Annotated in this window: 14 protein-coding genes and 1 tRNA gene; 8 read left to right on the plus strand and 7 right to left on the minus strand. The window is 63.5% G+C overall.

What is annotated here, in order from left to right; translation table 11 throughout:
- Window positions 1-188 precede the first annotated feature (188 nt).
- The 4 genes from VKS22_11985 to VKS22_12000 form a co-directional block, all read right to left on the minus strand.
- A tRNA-Ser gene (locus VKS22_11985) sits at window positions 189-278 on the minus strand.
- Between the two features lie 83 nt (window positions 279-361).
- Complete coding sequence (locus VKS22_11990) at window positions 362-1,243, minus strand: alpha/beta fold hydrolase (protein HLW71329.1); 882 nt, start codon at window positions 1,241-1,243, stop codon at window positions 362-364.
- Window positions 1,155-1,370: an epoxide hydrolase N-terminal domain-containing protein gene (locus VKS22_11995; protein ID HLW71330.1), complete on the minus strand. Its 216-nt coding sequence runs from the start codon at window positions 1,368-1,370 to the stop codon at window positions 1,155-1,157. The genes VKS22_11990 and VKS22_11995 overlap by 89 nt, the downstream gene beginning before the upstream one ends.
- Before the next feature lie 89 nt (window positions 1,371-1,459).
- Window positions 1,460-2,962 (minus strand): right-handed parallel beta-helix repeat-containing protein, encoded by a 1,503-nt coding sequence (locus tag VKS22_12000; GenBank protein HLW71331.1) that lies wholly within the window; start codon window positions 2,960-2,962, stop codon window positions 1,460-1,462.
- Window positions 2,963-3,205: 243 nt separating this feature from the next.
- Between VKS22_12000 and aroQ the strand changes: the two genes are divergently transcribed.
- The 8 genes from aroQ to VKS22_12040 all read left to right on the plus strand — a co-directional run bounded on the left by aroQ (window position 3,206) and on the right by VKS22_12040 (window position 11,414).
- Window positions 3,206-3,721 (plus strand): type II 3-dehydroquinate dehydratase, encoded by a 516-nt coding sequence (aroQ, locus tag VKS22_12005; GenBank protein ID HLW71332.1) that lies wholly within the window; start codon window positions 3,206-3,208, stop codon window positions 3,719-3,721.
- Window positions 3,722-3,807: 86 nt separating this feature from the next.
- Entirely contained in the window at window positions 3,808-4,281 is a 474-nt protein-coding gene (accB, locus tag VKS22_12010; GenBank protein HLW71333.1) for an acetyl-CoA carboxylase biotin carboxyl carrier protein, read from the plus strand.
- 57 nt (window positions 4,282-4,338) lie between these two features.
- A complete protein-coding gene (gene accC / locus VKS22_12015) occupies window positions 4,339-5,724 on the plus strand; it encodes an acetyl-CoA carboxylase biotin carboxylase subunit (GenBank protein ID HLW71334.1) in 1,386 nt (461 codons plus the stop codon).
- 1 nt (window position 5,725) lies between these two features.
- Window positions 5,726-6,850, plus strand: coding sequence for a DUF1573 domain-containing protein (locus tag VKS22_12020; GenBank protein ID HLW71335.1), 1,125 nt, complete (start codon window positions 5,726-5,728; stop codon window positions 6,848-6,850).
- Window positions 6,851-6,952: 102 nt separating this feature from the next.
- Entirely contained in the window at window positions 6,953-7,858 is a 906-nt protein-coding gene (locus VKS22_12025) for a YiiX/YebB-like N1pC/P60 family cysteine hydrolase (GenBank protein HLW71336.1), read from the plus strand.
- Between the two features lie 99 nt (window positions 7,859-7,957).
- Complete coding sequence (locus VKS22_12030) at window positions 7,958-9,409, plus strand: MFS transporter (protein HLW71337.1); 1,452 nt, start codon at window positions 7,958-7,960, stop codon at window positions 9,407-9,409.
- A gap of 245 nt (window positions 9,410-9,654) precedes the next feature.
- Window positions 9,655-10,959, plus strand: coding sequence for an aspartate aminotransferase family protein (locus VKS22_12035; protein ID HLW71338.1), 1,305 nt, complete (start codon window positions 9,655-9,657; stop codon window positions 10,957-10,959).
- Between the two features lie 53 nt (window positions 10,960-11,012).
- Window positions 11,013-11,414, plus strand: a complete 402-nt coding sequence (locus VKS22_12040; protein ID HLW71339.1) for a BON domain-containing protein — start codon at window positions 11,013-11,015, stop codon at window positions 11,412-11,414.
- A gap of 57 nt (window positions 11,415-11,471) precedes the next feature.
- Here the strand turns inward: VKS22_12040 and ggt are convergent, their stop codons facing one another.
- Genes ggt through nrdR form a run of 3 tightly spaced genes read right to left on the minus strand, consistent with a single transcriptional unit; the run spans window position 11,472 to window position 14,916 of the window.
- Complete coding sequence (ggt, locus tag VKS22_12045) at window positions 11,472-13,163, minus strand: gamma-glutamyltransferase (protein ID HLW71340.1); 1,692 nt, start codon at window positions 13,161-13,163, stop codon at window positions 11,472-11,474.
- 47 nt (window positions 13,164-13,210) lie between these two features.
- Window positions 13,211-14,323, minus strand: a complete 1,113-nt coding sequence (ribD, locus tag VKS22_12050; protein HLW71341.1) for a bifunctional diaminohydroxyphosphoribosylaminopyrimidine deaminase/5-amino-6-(5-phosphoribosylamino)uracil reductase RibD — start codon at window positions 14,321-14,323, stop codon at window positions 13,211-13,213.
- Window positions 14,320-14,916, minus strand: coding sequence for a transcriptional regulator NrdR (gene nrdR, locus VKS22_12055; protein HLW71342.1), 597 nt, complete (start codon window positions 14,914-14,916; stop codon window positions 14,320-14,322). Before nrdR ends, ribD begins: the two co-directional genes overlap by 4 nt.
- Window positions 14,917-15,032 lie beyond the last annotated feature (116 nt).

Here is a 15,032-nt window from a genome sequence, read left to right on the forward strand (position 1 = left end):
GGCTTTGTCGCCCGCCTCGATCGCCTCAATCACGCGATCGACACTGAGCTTCTCCATCTCCGCGATTTCATCTTTACTCAGAATCCGCTCTGGCATAATGAGCCTCCAACGTGTGCGATTTTATATGTCTGAACGAGTGGGACGACGCAGTCTATTACGAATCCGCCTTTGAGCTGGCGAAGAGTCTATGGCGGAGGGGGTGGGATTCGAACCCACGAGCGACTCGCGTCGCTGCCGATTTTCAAGACCGGTGCCTTCAACCGCTCGGCCACCCCTCCCCGCTGCCGCAGTTTATACGCTCTCGTGTGCCCACTGCACGCAGAGCGGCGCGCTCCGCGCGGAGCCCGCGCACCGCTAGTGTTTAGCGCAACGTTCGGAAGAAGGCGCGGATGTCGTCGATGAGCATCTGCGGCTCCTCCATCGGCGCGAAGTGGCCGCCCGACGGCATCACCGTCCAGCGCTTGAGATTGTAGTAACGCTCGACCCATTTGCGCGGCATCAGCATCACCTCCTTGAGGAAGAGTGCCGCGGCCGTCGGGGCTTCGACGACCGGCGTGCGGTTGTGCGAGGGCTGCCAGAGGTTATGCGCCGCCTCGTAGTAGTAGCGCGCCGAGGTGCCGTAGTTCTCGCTGATCCAGTAGAGCGTGCAGGTGGTGCAGAGATCGTCCTTGCTGAAACGACTCTCGACGTTACCACCACAGTCGCCCCAAGTGCGGCGCTTCTCGACGATCCACGCGGCGAGTCCCGCGGGTGAATCATTGAGCGCCGCGGCGATGGTTTGCGGCTTGGTGCATTGCAAACGCATGTAGCCAGCTTCGTTATCGATGAAATTGCGGTTGTGCTCGAGCCAACCTTCTTCGCCCGGCCCGTAGTCTTCGGGGGCCGGACCACCGCCAGTAAAGAAACCCAGCGTAATCGGCAAGTGGGTATAAATTCCGATCAATCGATCGGCATATTTGTGCCCAAGTTGCGCGGTGACGATCGCGCCCCAATCGCCGCCCTCAGCCGAGAATTTCTTGTAGCCGAGCACGTCCTGCATCAGCTTGACCCAGCGGTCGGCGGTGTTTGAGTAATTGATCCCGGGGGTCGTCAGCGGGGTCGAAAAGCCATAGCCCGGCAGCGACGGCACGACGACGTCGAAGGAATCCTGCGGGTCACCGCCGAAAGCCGCCGGATTGGTCAGTGGGCGAATCAGCTTGTGCAGGTCCCAGAAGGTCCACGGCCAGCCGTGGGTCAGAATCAGCGTTCGTGCCGTACTCCCAGTTGGGGTTGGCGAAGTCGCGCGGGTAGCGCGTGCGGGCGAGGCGGTCGCGCAGGTCTTCGAGGACAGCCTCGGGGACGGCAATCGTGAAGGGTTCTTTTTTGGCCATGCGCCGGCTCCAACGGAAGGATTTTCGTGCTGATCGGCGCCAGCGTAGCCCGCATCGGGTCGAGCGACAAGCGCGAACGCACGCATCACTCATCGCGCCGGATGTGACAGGAACGGGCTGCTGGTAACCGCGCCCGAAGTGCTGGAACAGCCGGAGGCGCCGGGGCCATCCGGACATCCCCACCAGTTGTCGGTCGCAGTCACGTTTCCACTTCCGGCGTTGGTAATGCCGCTGGCGCCGCTCCCGATCAGATTGTTGAGCATCGCGTTCGCATCGGTGTCCGTGTTGCCCACCCAGATATCGATATCTTCGTTCGACACAATGTTGTCCGCGATCGTGGTCCCCACGATCGGCGTGGCGGCGCCAAAGCCATTGCCGAAATCACCGTTGCTGAGGAGCTCGATGCCGAGGCCCGGCGGAGTGCCGCCGGGCGTCGCTTCCGAGTCGCCGCCATTGCCGCTCACCGTATTGTTAACGATCACGTTGTTATCGGCGTTACCGTTGGCCGCATGGACATGAATCGCGATCCCGGGCTGGCCGTTGTTTTTGACGATGTTGCCTGAGATCACATTGCCGTAGGCGGCGGTTGCGGAACCCGGCGGGATGCCAGGATTGGCAAAGAGTCCGGCGCCGGAAGCGCCGTTATTCTGCATCACGTTACTGTCAACGACGTTGTGGAATACGCCCGCCGACGGCGTCGATGGCGCCAGGGTACAACCCGTAACGTCGGTCGAGCCGGCCGCACAGGTGATGTGCGAAGCCAGGGTTACCCCGCAATCACCACCAAATTCGCGGTTGTTCTCCGAGAGGTTGCGGCTCACCAAATTGTTGGAGTTGGGACCGGTTTCATCTGAGAGCAAGATCCCGCCGATATTGTTAAAGACGTGATTGCCCTGCACCACCGAATTGGTCACGCTGCGCAGATGAACACCTTCGCCGCAATCGTCGTTGTCATTCGGAAAATTCCCGGGGCCGCCGGCAAACGCATCGGGACAGCATTGAATCACACCAGGAGGTGTACCGGGTGACAGGAACGACGGACACGGTGGAGTACCCAGACCAATTGTCGCACTCATGGCCTGGTCGTTGAGGGTGACCTGGTTGTTCGTGACGTTGGCGTTGTTGCTGTTCTCGACGAGAATGCCTTCGCGGGCCGCGTGCGCGGCGGTGCAACCCGCAATCGTCACCCCATTCACGCCGCTCACGTAGAGTGCATGGTTAAGGCCGCTCGCATTCAGAACTACCGATTGCGCGAGTTGGCCATTGCCGCAGAGCAGCGTCAGGCCGCTGAGCGAGGCGCCGTTTGCTGCGGTGCTGCTGATCATGCCGACCGCGCATCCTGGACCGCCGCACGTTGCGGTATAGCTTCCGGGATTAACTACGATGGTGCTGTTGGTCGAATTCACCGCGTTGATCGCCGCCTGGACCGTGCTGAAGCAGCCGGCGCCCTTCCCGACGCACAAGGGTGTGGCCGCGTCTGCGCCCAGCCCGGCTAACCCGAGCACCAGGCACGACGCGACGACAGGCAAAACCCAGCGAGTTAGATAACCACGGGCGGCCGGAGGGCGACGTTGACCATGATTGAAACCCATCGAAATTTCCTCCTGGTTAGACGGGGATTTCGGGCTTTTAAGCAGCGATGCCAGTCCACTGTATAGAATGAACGGCGTTCGTCGGCAAGGATTAGCCAGTTTTGGTCAAGCTGTTTTCCAGCGCGCCGGCCGTGGCGCATTCACGCCCAAGCGAGTCAGCAACGGTATGAGAACTCGAATCCTATCGACGCGCGAGCCGCTTGAACGTCCGTACCCTGTGAGGTTCAATATCGCGCAGGGCTGATGGCGACAAAGAGCAGGGGCGAGGTGGTGGCGGTGGCGAGCGTGAGGCGGACGCCGGTCGTGCTGGTGATTCATGGGCCGAACCTCAACCTGCTGGGCGAGCGCGAACCCGAGATTTACGGCCGCACGACGCTGCGCGAGCTCGATCGGCGGCTGATCGCGCTCGGCCGCGAGCTCGGCCTCAAGGTCGAGACCTTTCAGTCGAATAGCGAAGGCGCGATCGTCGACCGCATCCAGGCGGCGCGCGGGCAAATCGACGTTTTGATTATCAATCCAGCGGCCTATACTCATACTAGTATCGCGATTCGCGACGCGATCGCTGCGCTCGACGCGCCAGTAATCGAAGTCCATCTTTCCAACGTCTATAAGCGTGAAGCGTTTCGCCATCATTCGACGATCGCCGATGTCGTGGCCGGGCGAATCATGGGTTTTGGCGCGGAGACCTATATACTGGCGCTACGGGCCGCGGTGGGAATCGACGCCACGACAGCGCACAGCGAGGCCGAGAAAGGGTGAAGCGCGATCGTGGCGGGACTGCGAAGCGGCCGCAGCGCCGAGTCGCAGGAGCAGGAGGAGCGGGGCGGAGTTCAGTAGAAAGCCTGATGGAGACGCGGGAGATCAAAGCGCTGCTCGCCCTGATGCAAGAATACGAGCTGCTTGAACTTGAGATAGACGACAAGAAGCGCGGCAAGGTGCGACTGGTGCGTGCTGGCCGCCCGCGCGAGGCGGTCGCAGCGCCGCCGCCTGGTCAATCCACGACCGCCGCGCTGTCGCGTCATGTGCGCGCGCCGGCGCGGGAAGGAGGAAAGGCTGCCGCGCCCGAGTTGGCCGAGAATCAGCGGCTGATTGTCAGCCCGATGGTCGGAACGTTCTATCGCGCCTCCTCGCCCGACGCCGACCCTTTTGTCGAAGAGGGCGATTCGGTGCGCAAGGGCCAGACGCTGTGCATCATCGAGGCGATGAAGATGATGAATGAGATCGAGGCGGAGGTGGCGGGGCGGGTGGTGAAAGTGTTGTGCGAAAATGCGCAGCCGGTCGAATACGGGCAGCCGCTCGTCATCGTCGAGATCGGCTGAGCCGCAACCAGGGAGACCGCCTGAGCCGGAACCGAGATCGGCTAGGCCGAAACAAGCATGGCGACATTCAAGAAATTGCTGGTGGCGAATCGCGGTACGATCGCGATACGGATTATCCGCGCCTGTCGCGAATTAGGCATCGAGACGATCGCGGTCTATTCGACCGCGGACAAGGACGCGTTGCATGTGCGGATGGCCGATGAGGCGGTCTGCATCGGACCACCCGCCGCCGAGGACAGCTACCTGAGCATTCCGTCGATCATGAGCGCGGCGCTGAGCTACGGCGCTGACGCCGTCCATCCGGGCTATGGCTTCCTGTCCGAGAATGGCGATTTTGCCGAGGCCTGCCGCCGCTCGGAGGTCAATTTCGTGGGGCCGCGTGCTCGCCATATCCGGCTGATGGGCGACAAGCCGCGAGCCCGCCGCATCATGCAACGCGCGGGTGTGCCGACCCTGCCGGGCAGCGTCGGCACCGGAATCACCGAGCTGCGTGACGCGCTGGCCGACGGCCAGCGGCTGGGCTTCCCGGTGCTGATCAAAGCCGCGGCCGGCGGCGGCGGCAAAGGGATGCGGATTGCGCGCGACGCCGACGAACTCGCGAAACTGTTTCCGCTGGCGCGCGGCGAGAGCGAGGCGGCGTTCGGCTCGCGGACGATGTACCTCGAGAAGTATCTCGAGCGCGCGCGGCACGTCGAGTTTCAGATTGTGGCGGACAATCATCGCAATGCGATTCATCTGGGCGAGCGCGATTGCTCGATTCAGCGGCGGCATCAGAAGGTGCTCGAGGAATCACCCTCGCCCGCGATGACGGCGCGGCTGCGCGAGAAGATGGGTAAGGCCGCGGTGCGCGCGGCCGAGGTCGTCGGCTATTCCAACGTCGGTACGGTCGAGTTCCTGCTCGCCCCCGACGGCGCGTTCTATTTTATCGAGATGAACACGCGGATTCAGGTCGAGCACGGCGTCACCGAGATGGTCACCGGCATCGACCTGGTGAAGGAAAGCATCCGGCTTGCGGCGGGCGAGCCGCTGGGCCTCAAGCAGCGGCAGGTGAAATTTGCCGGCGCCGCGATCGAGTGCCGGGTCTATGCGGAAGACCCGCAGACTCATCTGCCGTCGCCGGGTGTCGTCAGCAGCCATCATCCGCCGGGCGGCCTGGGAGTGCGGATCGAGACGGCGTTGTACGACGGTTATCGCGTGCCGGTGCATTACGATCCGCTGATCGCGAAGGTGATCGTGCAGGCGGAAGACCGCGCGCTCGCGATCAAGCGGGCCGAGGCCGCGCTGCGTGAATACCTGATCGACGGGATCAAGACGAATATCCCGCTCCATCTGCAGATTCTGGCCGACCCGGATTTTCGCGCAGGCCATTACGCGACGGATTTTCTCAAGCGTTACGAAGGTCGCGACGCGGCCGGCGAACTCCGACTCGCGAAGGCCTCCTGACTTGCGCGAGAAGGGCGGGGCGGACGGTTTGTCAATTCATCGGCGGAGCGTCGCAATCGCGATAGTTGCAATTGGGGTTTTGCTTGGCGCAACCGCGCGAGGATTCGCGCAAAGTTCCAGCGATGCACCGATCCAGCTACCACCGGGACTGTCATCGGAGTCCAGCGGCGGGCTCAGCGGGCTGACCGCCGGCGCCTCGACGGCGGCGCCCTCGGCCAAGGTGCGCGAGCCGGTTTATGATTTCGGCACGGTCTTTCAAGGTGACAAGGTCGAACACACTTTTTGGATCGGCAACGGCGGCCCCGGACAGTTGACGATCGGCAACGTGCAGACCTCGTGCGGATGCACCGTCGCGCAGCCGGACAAACGGCAGCTCTCGCCGGGCGAGCTCGCGCAGATCACCGCAACTTTCGACACCAGCGCCGACCGCGGTCCTTCGCAACGATTGATCACCGTCGCGACCAATGACCCGAAAGAGAAACTTGTCACGCTGACGATCAAGGGCGAAGTCAAGGTCAGAGTTGACGCTAATCCGAGCCCGGTGGTGTTCGACAAGGTGCGGCATGGGACCGAGGTCTCGCGCCAGGTGATGGTCAGCGATCTGATCGACAAGGGCGGCTTCCGCATCACGTCGATCACGAATTCGAGCCCCAACCTCAAGGTCACCCAGCAGCCGCGTACTGACGGCAAACCCGGTGCCGTCCTGCTTCTGACTCTGCTCAACACCACGCCGGCGGCGACCTTTACCGATGTCGTCAAAATCGCCACGAACGTTTCGCCGCTCAATATTCCGGTGTATGGGACGGTGCTCGGCGATCTGAATGTGACGCCGCCGCAGATTTCCTTCGGCATCGTGAAAGCGCACGCGGGCGCCGTCCGGATGGCGCGGCTGGTGAACGCGAGCGATCGCGCCGTCAAAGTGCTCGGCGTTTCGACCAATAACCGCGGTGTCAGCGCGGCAATCGCGCCGATCACGCCCGGCAAGGAGTTCAAGCTGACGCTCGAGCTCGCGCCGAACTCGCCCAACGGCACCCTGCGCGGCAGCGTCGCGATCCAGACCGATGACCCGGGCCAACCGGTCGTGCAGGTGCCGTTCTACGGCATCGTCGGGACGTTCAGCGGCTGAGACCCGGCGGTTTTCCAAATATCGCAGACACATAGCAGGCTCGATCTGTTCTCCCGCGCGCCCCAGCGTTAGCATGGGTTGACCCGCGAGAATGCGGATACGATGTCGCTGCTCAGTCGAATCAATCCGATCACCTACCTGCGGCGGAAAATGGCCGCCTGGGCGATTGCGATCCTGACCAAGCCCGTCGCCCGCTACACACTCACGATCCCCAACGATATGGCTGCGCTCCGACGCATCCTGCGCAAGGGCGATGTCATCCTGATCGAAGGTAACGAGCGCGTCAGCGAATGCATCAAATACCTGACGCAGAGCTCCTGGTCGCACGCCTGCATCTATGTCGGCGACGAAGTGATGCGGCGGGGTGGTGAGCGCGCGCGCGAGGTGCGCGAGCAGTTTGCCGACGAGGCCGAATTCCTCGTGGTCGAAGCCCTGGTCGAGCACGGCGTGTTGCTGACGCCGATCAGCAAATACGTGAATTTCAATATCCGTCTCTGCCGGCCTTATGGTCTCACTGCCGCCGACCAGCGCGAGGTCGTGGACCACGCCCTGGCCACGGTTGGCCTGCGCTACGATTTCAAAAACATTTTCGATTTGATGCGCTATTTTCTGCCGGTGCATCTGGTGCCGGCGCGGCTGCGGCGGCGGGCGTTGCAGTTCGGCAGCGGCGATCCGACGCGCGTAATCTGCTCGAGCATGATTGCGGAATGCTTCGAGCGCGTGCGCTTCCCAATCGTACCGCACTATGAGCCATATCCGGACGGCTTCGTACTGCCGCGCCCGATCGGCTTACTGCGGCGCTTCGGGCGTGGCGGCCCGGCGGCGCCCGGGTTGCTGCGGCAGGTCGCAGCGTCACTGGTGACGCCGCGCGATTTCGATCTTTCGCCCTATTTCGCGATCGTCAAATTCAACGCGATCGAGAACGCACGCTTCAACTATCAGCAGCTCCGCTGGGTCGAGGAAGAGGCGAAGCCCCCCGAGCCCGCCAAGCTCGAAAAATCGGCCTAGCCGCACCGGATAGTTTCGCGGCTTTGGCACCCGCAAACCGATCTATCAGCGCTTTCGACCGATGGCAGCGGAGCCCTCCGCGCTGTAAAGAATGGTTGCGTGGCCATCCCAACCCGCGACGAAGAAACCTTTGAGACGCTGATTCCGGCGCGCCTCGACCGTTTACCCTGGAGCCGGTTTCATTGGCTGCTGATCATCGGCCTGGGCGTAACCTGGATTCTCGACGGGCTCGAAGTCACGCTGATGGGAGCAATCAGCGCGGTGCTTCAGCGGCCCGACGTCCTGCATTTTACCGGCGCGCAAATTGGCGCGATAAGCTCTGCCTATCTGGCCGGCGCCGTCATCGGCTCGCTGATTTTCGGCCATCTGACCGATCGCTACGGTCGCCGGACGTTTTTCTTCATCAGTCTGGGTATCTATCTTATCGGCGTCGGCCTGACGGCCCTGTCCTGGAATCTATGGAGCTTCGCGCTGTTTCGCTTCATCACCGGAAGCGGGATCGGCGGCGAGTATTCCGCGGTCAACTCCGCCATCGACGAGCTCATTCCGGCGCGCCTGCGCGGCAAAGTCGATCTGATCATAAACGGCAGCTATTGGCTCGGCGCCGCCGCCGGGGCCGCCTCGACGGCGCTCCTGCTCGACCCTCGCCTCATTGCGCCGAACCTCGGATGGCGCTGTGGCTTCGGCGCGGGCGCTCTTATCGGACTTGTAATTCTTTACTTGCGCAGATTCATCCCGGAGAGCCCGCGCTGGTTGATGACCCATGGGCGACGTGACGAGGCCGAAAAAACCCTGGGCGAAATCGAAGCGCTCGTTGCACAGGAGACCGGCGCATCGCTTCAGCCGCCGCCGCCCGCCGAGGCTATCCGGCTCCGGGCGCGTCACGAATTCGGACTGGGCGCGATGCTGAAGCCATTAATCACCAGCTTGGGCGGCCGCTCGATACTCGGGCTGTCGTTGATGAGCGCCCAGGCCTTCCTCTACAACGCGATCCTCTTTACCTACGCACTCGTACTCGCACGCTACTATGGCGTCGCGGCTGATCGCACCGGCCTTTATCTTCTGCCTTTCGCGATCGGGAATTTTCTCGGTCCGCTCGCGCTTGGACACTTCTTTGACACGATCGGACGCCGTCAAATGATCGCCGCGACCTTCGCGATCGCGGCGGCGCTCTTGGCGGTGAGCGGATACCTCTTTTATCGCCAGGCGCTGACCGCCACCAACCAGACGGTTTTATGGAGCGTAATCTTCTTTTTTGCTTCGCCCGCGGGCTGCTCGGCCTACCTGACAGTGAGCGAGATCTTTCCGCTCGAAATGCGCGCTCTGGCCATCGCGATTTTCTTCTCGGCCGGAACCGCGGTGGGCGGTGTCGTCGCGCCGTGGCTTTTCGGCCGGCTCATCGATTCAGGCTCGCGGCTCGAGCTGTTTGGCGGCTATCTCATCGCTGCCGCCCTGATGCTCGCAGCGGCGATATTCGAAATACTGCTCGGCGTGGCGGCCGAAGGGACCAGTCTCGAGAAGATCGCCGCGCCGTTATCCGCCGTTAGTTGAGAGGCATCAGCGGTGCTTTCGTTTCGCCAGCGGTGCTAAGGTTGTTTGGTAAGAAAAGCCGAAGAAGCTCAAAGCGGCGCCTGCTTCAAGAGATTAAAGTATCACTTTAGCTATACGTGCGGCCGACGGTCTTAGACAAAACTTAAAGTTCTTCCTGAAGATTGAGATTGCCCAATGAAACTCAACCAGCTTATCGGCACGGGACGCGCATAATGTCGGAGTACAGTTCGCGATCCACGATGTTCATGGAGAGTCCCTACGAGCCGCTGGTGATCGAGCGCGCTGAGGGCGCGTGGCTCTTCACCCGCGACGGCCGCAAAATCCTCGATGCCGCGGCCGGCGCAGTCGTCGTCAATATCGGCCAAGGCCGCGAGGAGATTGCGCGCGTCGCCGCCGAGGAAGTCGCCCGCGTCAACTACGTCCTGCCGGTATGGTCTCATCCTGCACGCGAGCGCCTGATCGCACGCCTGACGCGCTGGACGCCGCGCGGCCTCGACCGCTTCTTCTTCACCAGCGGCGGCTCGGAGGCGATCGAGATGGCGCTCAAATTCGCGCTGATGTACCACAAGGTCCACGGCCGCACGACGCGCAAGAAGATCATCTCGCGATGGCTCTCCTACCACGGCAACACGCTCGGCGCGCTTTCGGTCGGCGGTAACCGCGCCCGCCGCGCCGATTACGAGCATGTCATGTTTGACTGGCCACATATCGATCCGCCGTTTTGCTATCGATGCCCGTGGGAAAAGAGCTACCCCGGATGCGGAATCGATTGCGCCGTCGCGCTCGAACGCGAGATCGAACGTCACGGCGCGGAGACGATCGCGGCCTTCGTCGCCGAGCCGATGATGGGCGCGACCGGCGGCGCGGTCCCGCCGGTCAAAGAATACTGGCCGATGATCGCCGACATCTGCCGGCGCCACAACATCCTGCTCATTGCCGATGAAGTGATGACCGGCCTCGGTCGCACCGGTAAACGCTTCGCCGTCGATCACTGGAACGTCAAGCCGGACATCATCGTCGCAGCCAAAGGCCTCACCGGCGGCTACATGCCGATGGGGATGATCGCGGTGGACTCGCAACTGGTCGAGGAGTGCGAGCAGCGGGACGCCAATTTCATGTTCTTCACCTACAGCGCACATCCACTGGCCTGCGCCGTCGCTGACAAGGTGCTCGAAATCATGGAGCGCGAGCATCTGGTCGAGCGCTCCGCCGAGCTCGGCGCACGGCTCGGCGCGCAACTTAAAGAAGAACTTTCAGGTCATCCGATGGTCGGCGACATCCGCGGCGCGGGCCTCTTTTGGGGTATCGAGCTGGTGCGAGATAAGGCCACGCGCACGCCCTATCCAGCCGAGATGCGCCTGACCCGGCGCGTCCTCGACGCCGCGATGACGCGCGACCTCTTTGTCTATCCGTCGATCGGGATGGCGGGTCCGCTCCTCGGCGGCGACGCGGTGATGGTCACGCCGCCCTTCGTGATTGGGCTACCGGAGATCGATTTCATCGTCAGCAATCTCCGGGCCGCCCTCGATGAAGTTCATGACGGGCTCTAGCTATGCTTGCGCTCCGGTATAATCATTTCTTGAAAGCAAAGGAGGTAAAACCGATGAAAGTCAGATCAGCCCTTAAGCCTGTTGTACCAATGGTTGCTCTTGCACTCGCGTTTGCGGGGCCGCTGTTTGCGCAATCGGCCAGCGAGTCGTTTCACAAGGCCGGCGAAGATACCGAGAATGCCGGTTCCAGCGTCGGCCATGCCGCGGTCAACGTTTACCACGGCACCGCGACGGCTACGGAAGATACTGCGATCACCGCCAAGGTGAAGACTGCTCTGCACGAGAACGATATCACCGAGGGCGCCGACATCCACGTTACTACCGTCGCGGGGGTCGTTACTTTGCGCGGCAGGGTCGCGTCCGAAAGGGTTTCCGGAGAGGCGCGCCACGTCGCAGAGACGACCGGCGGCGTTAAGGGCGTCAGGAACCGCCTGCGCGTTCGATCCGCAAGCTGAGCCGCAGTTTCAAGGCGCCCTCCCACCCTTCGTCAATCAGAGAAGGGGCCGGGGTTCTTAGTAGCCGAGGGCCGCGCCGCCTTTGCGCCGGTCATAGCCGCCGTCGAGGGCGTCAGGGGCGATCCCGATAGCGTTCACCGCGCCCAACTCCGGCACCACTTTGGTCTGATAGCCCATCCTGGTTAGCGTCTCGATGGTCGGGGCCCCGATACTCTTCTCGACGAAGACGGTCGTCGGTCGCGCCTGATGGTGGATGCGCGGGAGATCGACTGCGGTCTGCGCCGGCATTTTGAAATCCAGCATGTCGAGGGCAATCTGCGCGACCCCGGTAATGATCGTGGGACCGCCCGAGCCGCCGGCGACCAGCGCCGGGCGCCCGCCGCGTAGCGCGATCAGCGGCGACATGCTCGAGAGCGGACGCTTGCCCGGGGCGACCGCGTTCGCTTGCGCCTGGATCAGCTTGTAAGCGTTGGGGGTCTGCGGCGCGATCGCAAAATCGTCCATCTCGTCGTTCAGGATCAGCCCGAGCTCGGGCACCATGAGCTTTGCGCCAAAGATGGTGTTGACCGTCGTCGTCACATCGACGACGTTGCCGGCCGCATCGACCACGCAAAAATTCGAGGTGCCGTGATCATGCGCAACGCTGACCTGCGGCGGCCGGTGATCGCGCAGGGCGGCGGCGCGTGCCGCCGCCAGATGGGTCGGCGAGAGCAGTTGCGCGATCGGAACTTTGACGAAGGCCGGGTCGGCGTATTGGTCGCGATCGGTGAAGCCCTCGCGCATCACCTCGATCAACTGCACCAGGTAGGCGGGAGAGTCCACCCCGAAGGCGCGCAGATGACCGGGCGCGAGCATCCCGAGCATCTCGAGCACGACGCCGCCCGAGGATGGCGGCGGCATCGTATAGAGGTCATAGTCGCGATAGCCCAGATGAATCGGCGCGCGCCAGACCGGACGATAAGCGGCAAGATCGTCGGCGGTGACGATCCCGCCGTGGGCCTTCATATAGGTTGCGATCGCGTTGGCGACGCTGCCGTGGTAAAACTCGCGGACCGGATCGTCGCCGAGCTTTTCCATCAGGGTTGCGAGATTTTTCGCATAGACGGTAGCGCCCGCCTTGAACGGGGTGCCGTCGGAGTTGAAGAAGGCCGCGCGAAAGCTCGCGTCCTGCCGGGTCTGATCGGCTGAAAAATCAACGTCGCGGGCCATGTGTTCGCTCAACGGAAAGCCGTCGCGCGCGAGCTTGATCGCGGGCGCTGCCAGAGCGGAAAACTTCATCGTGCCGAAGCGCTTGAGCGCGGCGTCGAGTCCGGCTACTTCGCCCGGGACAGCGACGGCGAGCGAGCCCGTGCGCGCGAGTTGTTCGTCGGGCTTGCCGTCGCGGATGTACATGGTCGAGCTGGCCGCCTTGGGCGCCACCTCGCGATAGTCGAGCGCATAGATTTTGTGTTCGTGCGCATGATAGATCAGCATGAAGCCGCCGCCGCCGATTCCGCACGAGCCCGAGTTCGTCACGCCCAGCACCAACGAGATGGCGACCGCCGCATCGACGGCGTTGCCCCCGTGTCTCAGGACGTCGAGGCCGGCCTGCGCGGCGAGGTCGCCCTCGGCCGCGACCATCGCATGATGGCTATCGGCGGCCTGCGCGGCGGCGGGAGGCGCCGGTAATATGAGGAGCGCGACCAGCAAAGGCGCGGCGCAGGCCAGGTGTCGGGGATTCTTCGGAGAGCGGAGCAGCAGGCTGGGCATGGGCTTTTACCTAACAGCGGCGGATGCGTTAAGGAAGCGCTCGGGGGTTAGGCGATGAGGTCGCCTTCGAGCAGCCAGTCGGAACCAACCTGAGAGGCGGATAAATTAATAAGATGTAGAGCATCGCGCATCGTGCGCGGAGTGAGCCCATCGACGGCGCTGCGCCCGCCGCCGAGAAGTTTCGGTGCAACAAAAAAGGCGACCCGATCGACAACTTTGGCGCGCAGGGCCGCGCCGGCGAGCCGTGCGCCGCCCTCGAGCAACACCCGTGACCATCCGCGGCCGGCCAGTTCGCGCATCAGCAGCGCCACGTCGATACCGTCGCGCGCGGGCGGCACGGCGATCAGTTCGACGCGCTTGCCATAGCGCGCAGCCGCGCGCGACAGATTTTGCGGAGTCGTCGCGATGATCGTCGGCGCGGGCGAACGCTGGCGGAAAACCCGCGATACGGGATCGCAGCGCAGCTGCGTATCGACAATCACGCGGGCGGGATCACGACCCTCCGGCAGTCGGCAGGTCAGGCGCGGATTGTCGGCGATTACGGTTCCCGCACCCACCATTACAGCGTCACATTCGCCGCGCCAGCGATGGACGATCACGCGTGCCGCGGCCGAGCTGATCCAGCGCGAGTCGCCGCTCGCGGTGGCGATACGGCCGTCGAGCGTGGTGGCAAGTTTGAGGATGGTAAACGGACGGCCGCGCGTCACGCGCGTGATGAAGCCTTGGTTGAGCCGGAGGCAGGCGTCTTCGAGCACGCCAAGCGTGACGCTGATTCCGGCCCGCCGCAGAATCGCGAGGCCGCGGCCGCGCACGAGGGGATAGGGATCGCGGCATCCAACAACGACGCGCGCGACGCCGGCCTCGATCAGGGCGCGGGCGCAGGGCGGCGTTTGACCCTGATGGGCGCAGGGTTCGAGCGAGATGAAGGCGGTCGCGCCGCGGGCGCGGGGGCCGGCGTCGGCAATCGCCTGGGTCTCGGCATGGGGACGGCCGCCGGGTGCCGTGGCGCCATGCCCGACGATCCTGTCACCTTGCACGATGACGCAGCCGACAGCCGGGTTGGGCGCGGTGCGACCGAGCATCGGCGCGGCCATCGCGAGGGCGGCGCGCATGAAGTGCTCGTCGCGCGCGACGGCCGGGAGTTTGCTCCGAGCGGTCACTCAGTTGTGCCGGGCTTCTGCGTGCGGGGCGAATCATCCTGAATCCGCGGCCCGCGAGCGCGCTCGTCCGGCTCCGCGACGCTCCGCGTGGCGGGCCGTTTTTTCTCGGGCGGAGGCGTGGTCTCGGCCGGCTCGCGCTTGCGATGTTCGATCAGCTCTTCGAGTTCGTGCATGAACTCTTCGATGTCTTTGAACGAGCGATAGACCGAAGCGAAACGGACGTAGGCGACCTGATCGATCTGGTGCAGCTCGTTCATCACGGCGGCGCCGATGAAGGTGCTGGGGACCTCGCTGGCGCCGCGCTCGGCGACGGCGGCTTCGATGCGATCGCTGATTTCGGCGATGGTTTCGGTCGAGACCGGCCGCTTCTCGCAGGCCTTGGTCAGGCCGGCGACGATCTTGTTGCGGTCGTAGGGCTCGCGGCGGTTGTCCTTCTTGACCACCATGGTCGGCGTCTCCTCGACGCGCTCGTAGGTGGTGAAGCGCCGCTCGCAGCCGCTGCAGACGCGGCGGCGGCGAATCGTCGCGCCGTTGCCAGACATGCGCGAATCGACCACACGATTCCCGCGATGGCGGCAGAAAGGACAGCGCATCTGCTTATCCTATCTGCGGTGCAGCCGCGGGGCATACCGTTGGTGCGGAGGTCCTGATGCGATCTCGGCTTTGCGGCTGCGTCGATCCTGTGGCGCGTGGGACGGGTGGCGGTCGC

The sequence above is a fragment of the Candidatus Binataceae bacterium genome (assembly GCA_035308025.1).
In the GTDB taxonomy this organism is placed as follows: domain Bacteria; phylum Desulfobacterota; class Binatia; order Binatales; family Binataceae; genus JAJPHI01.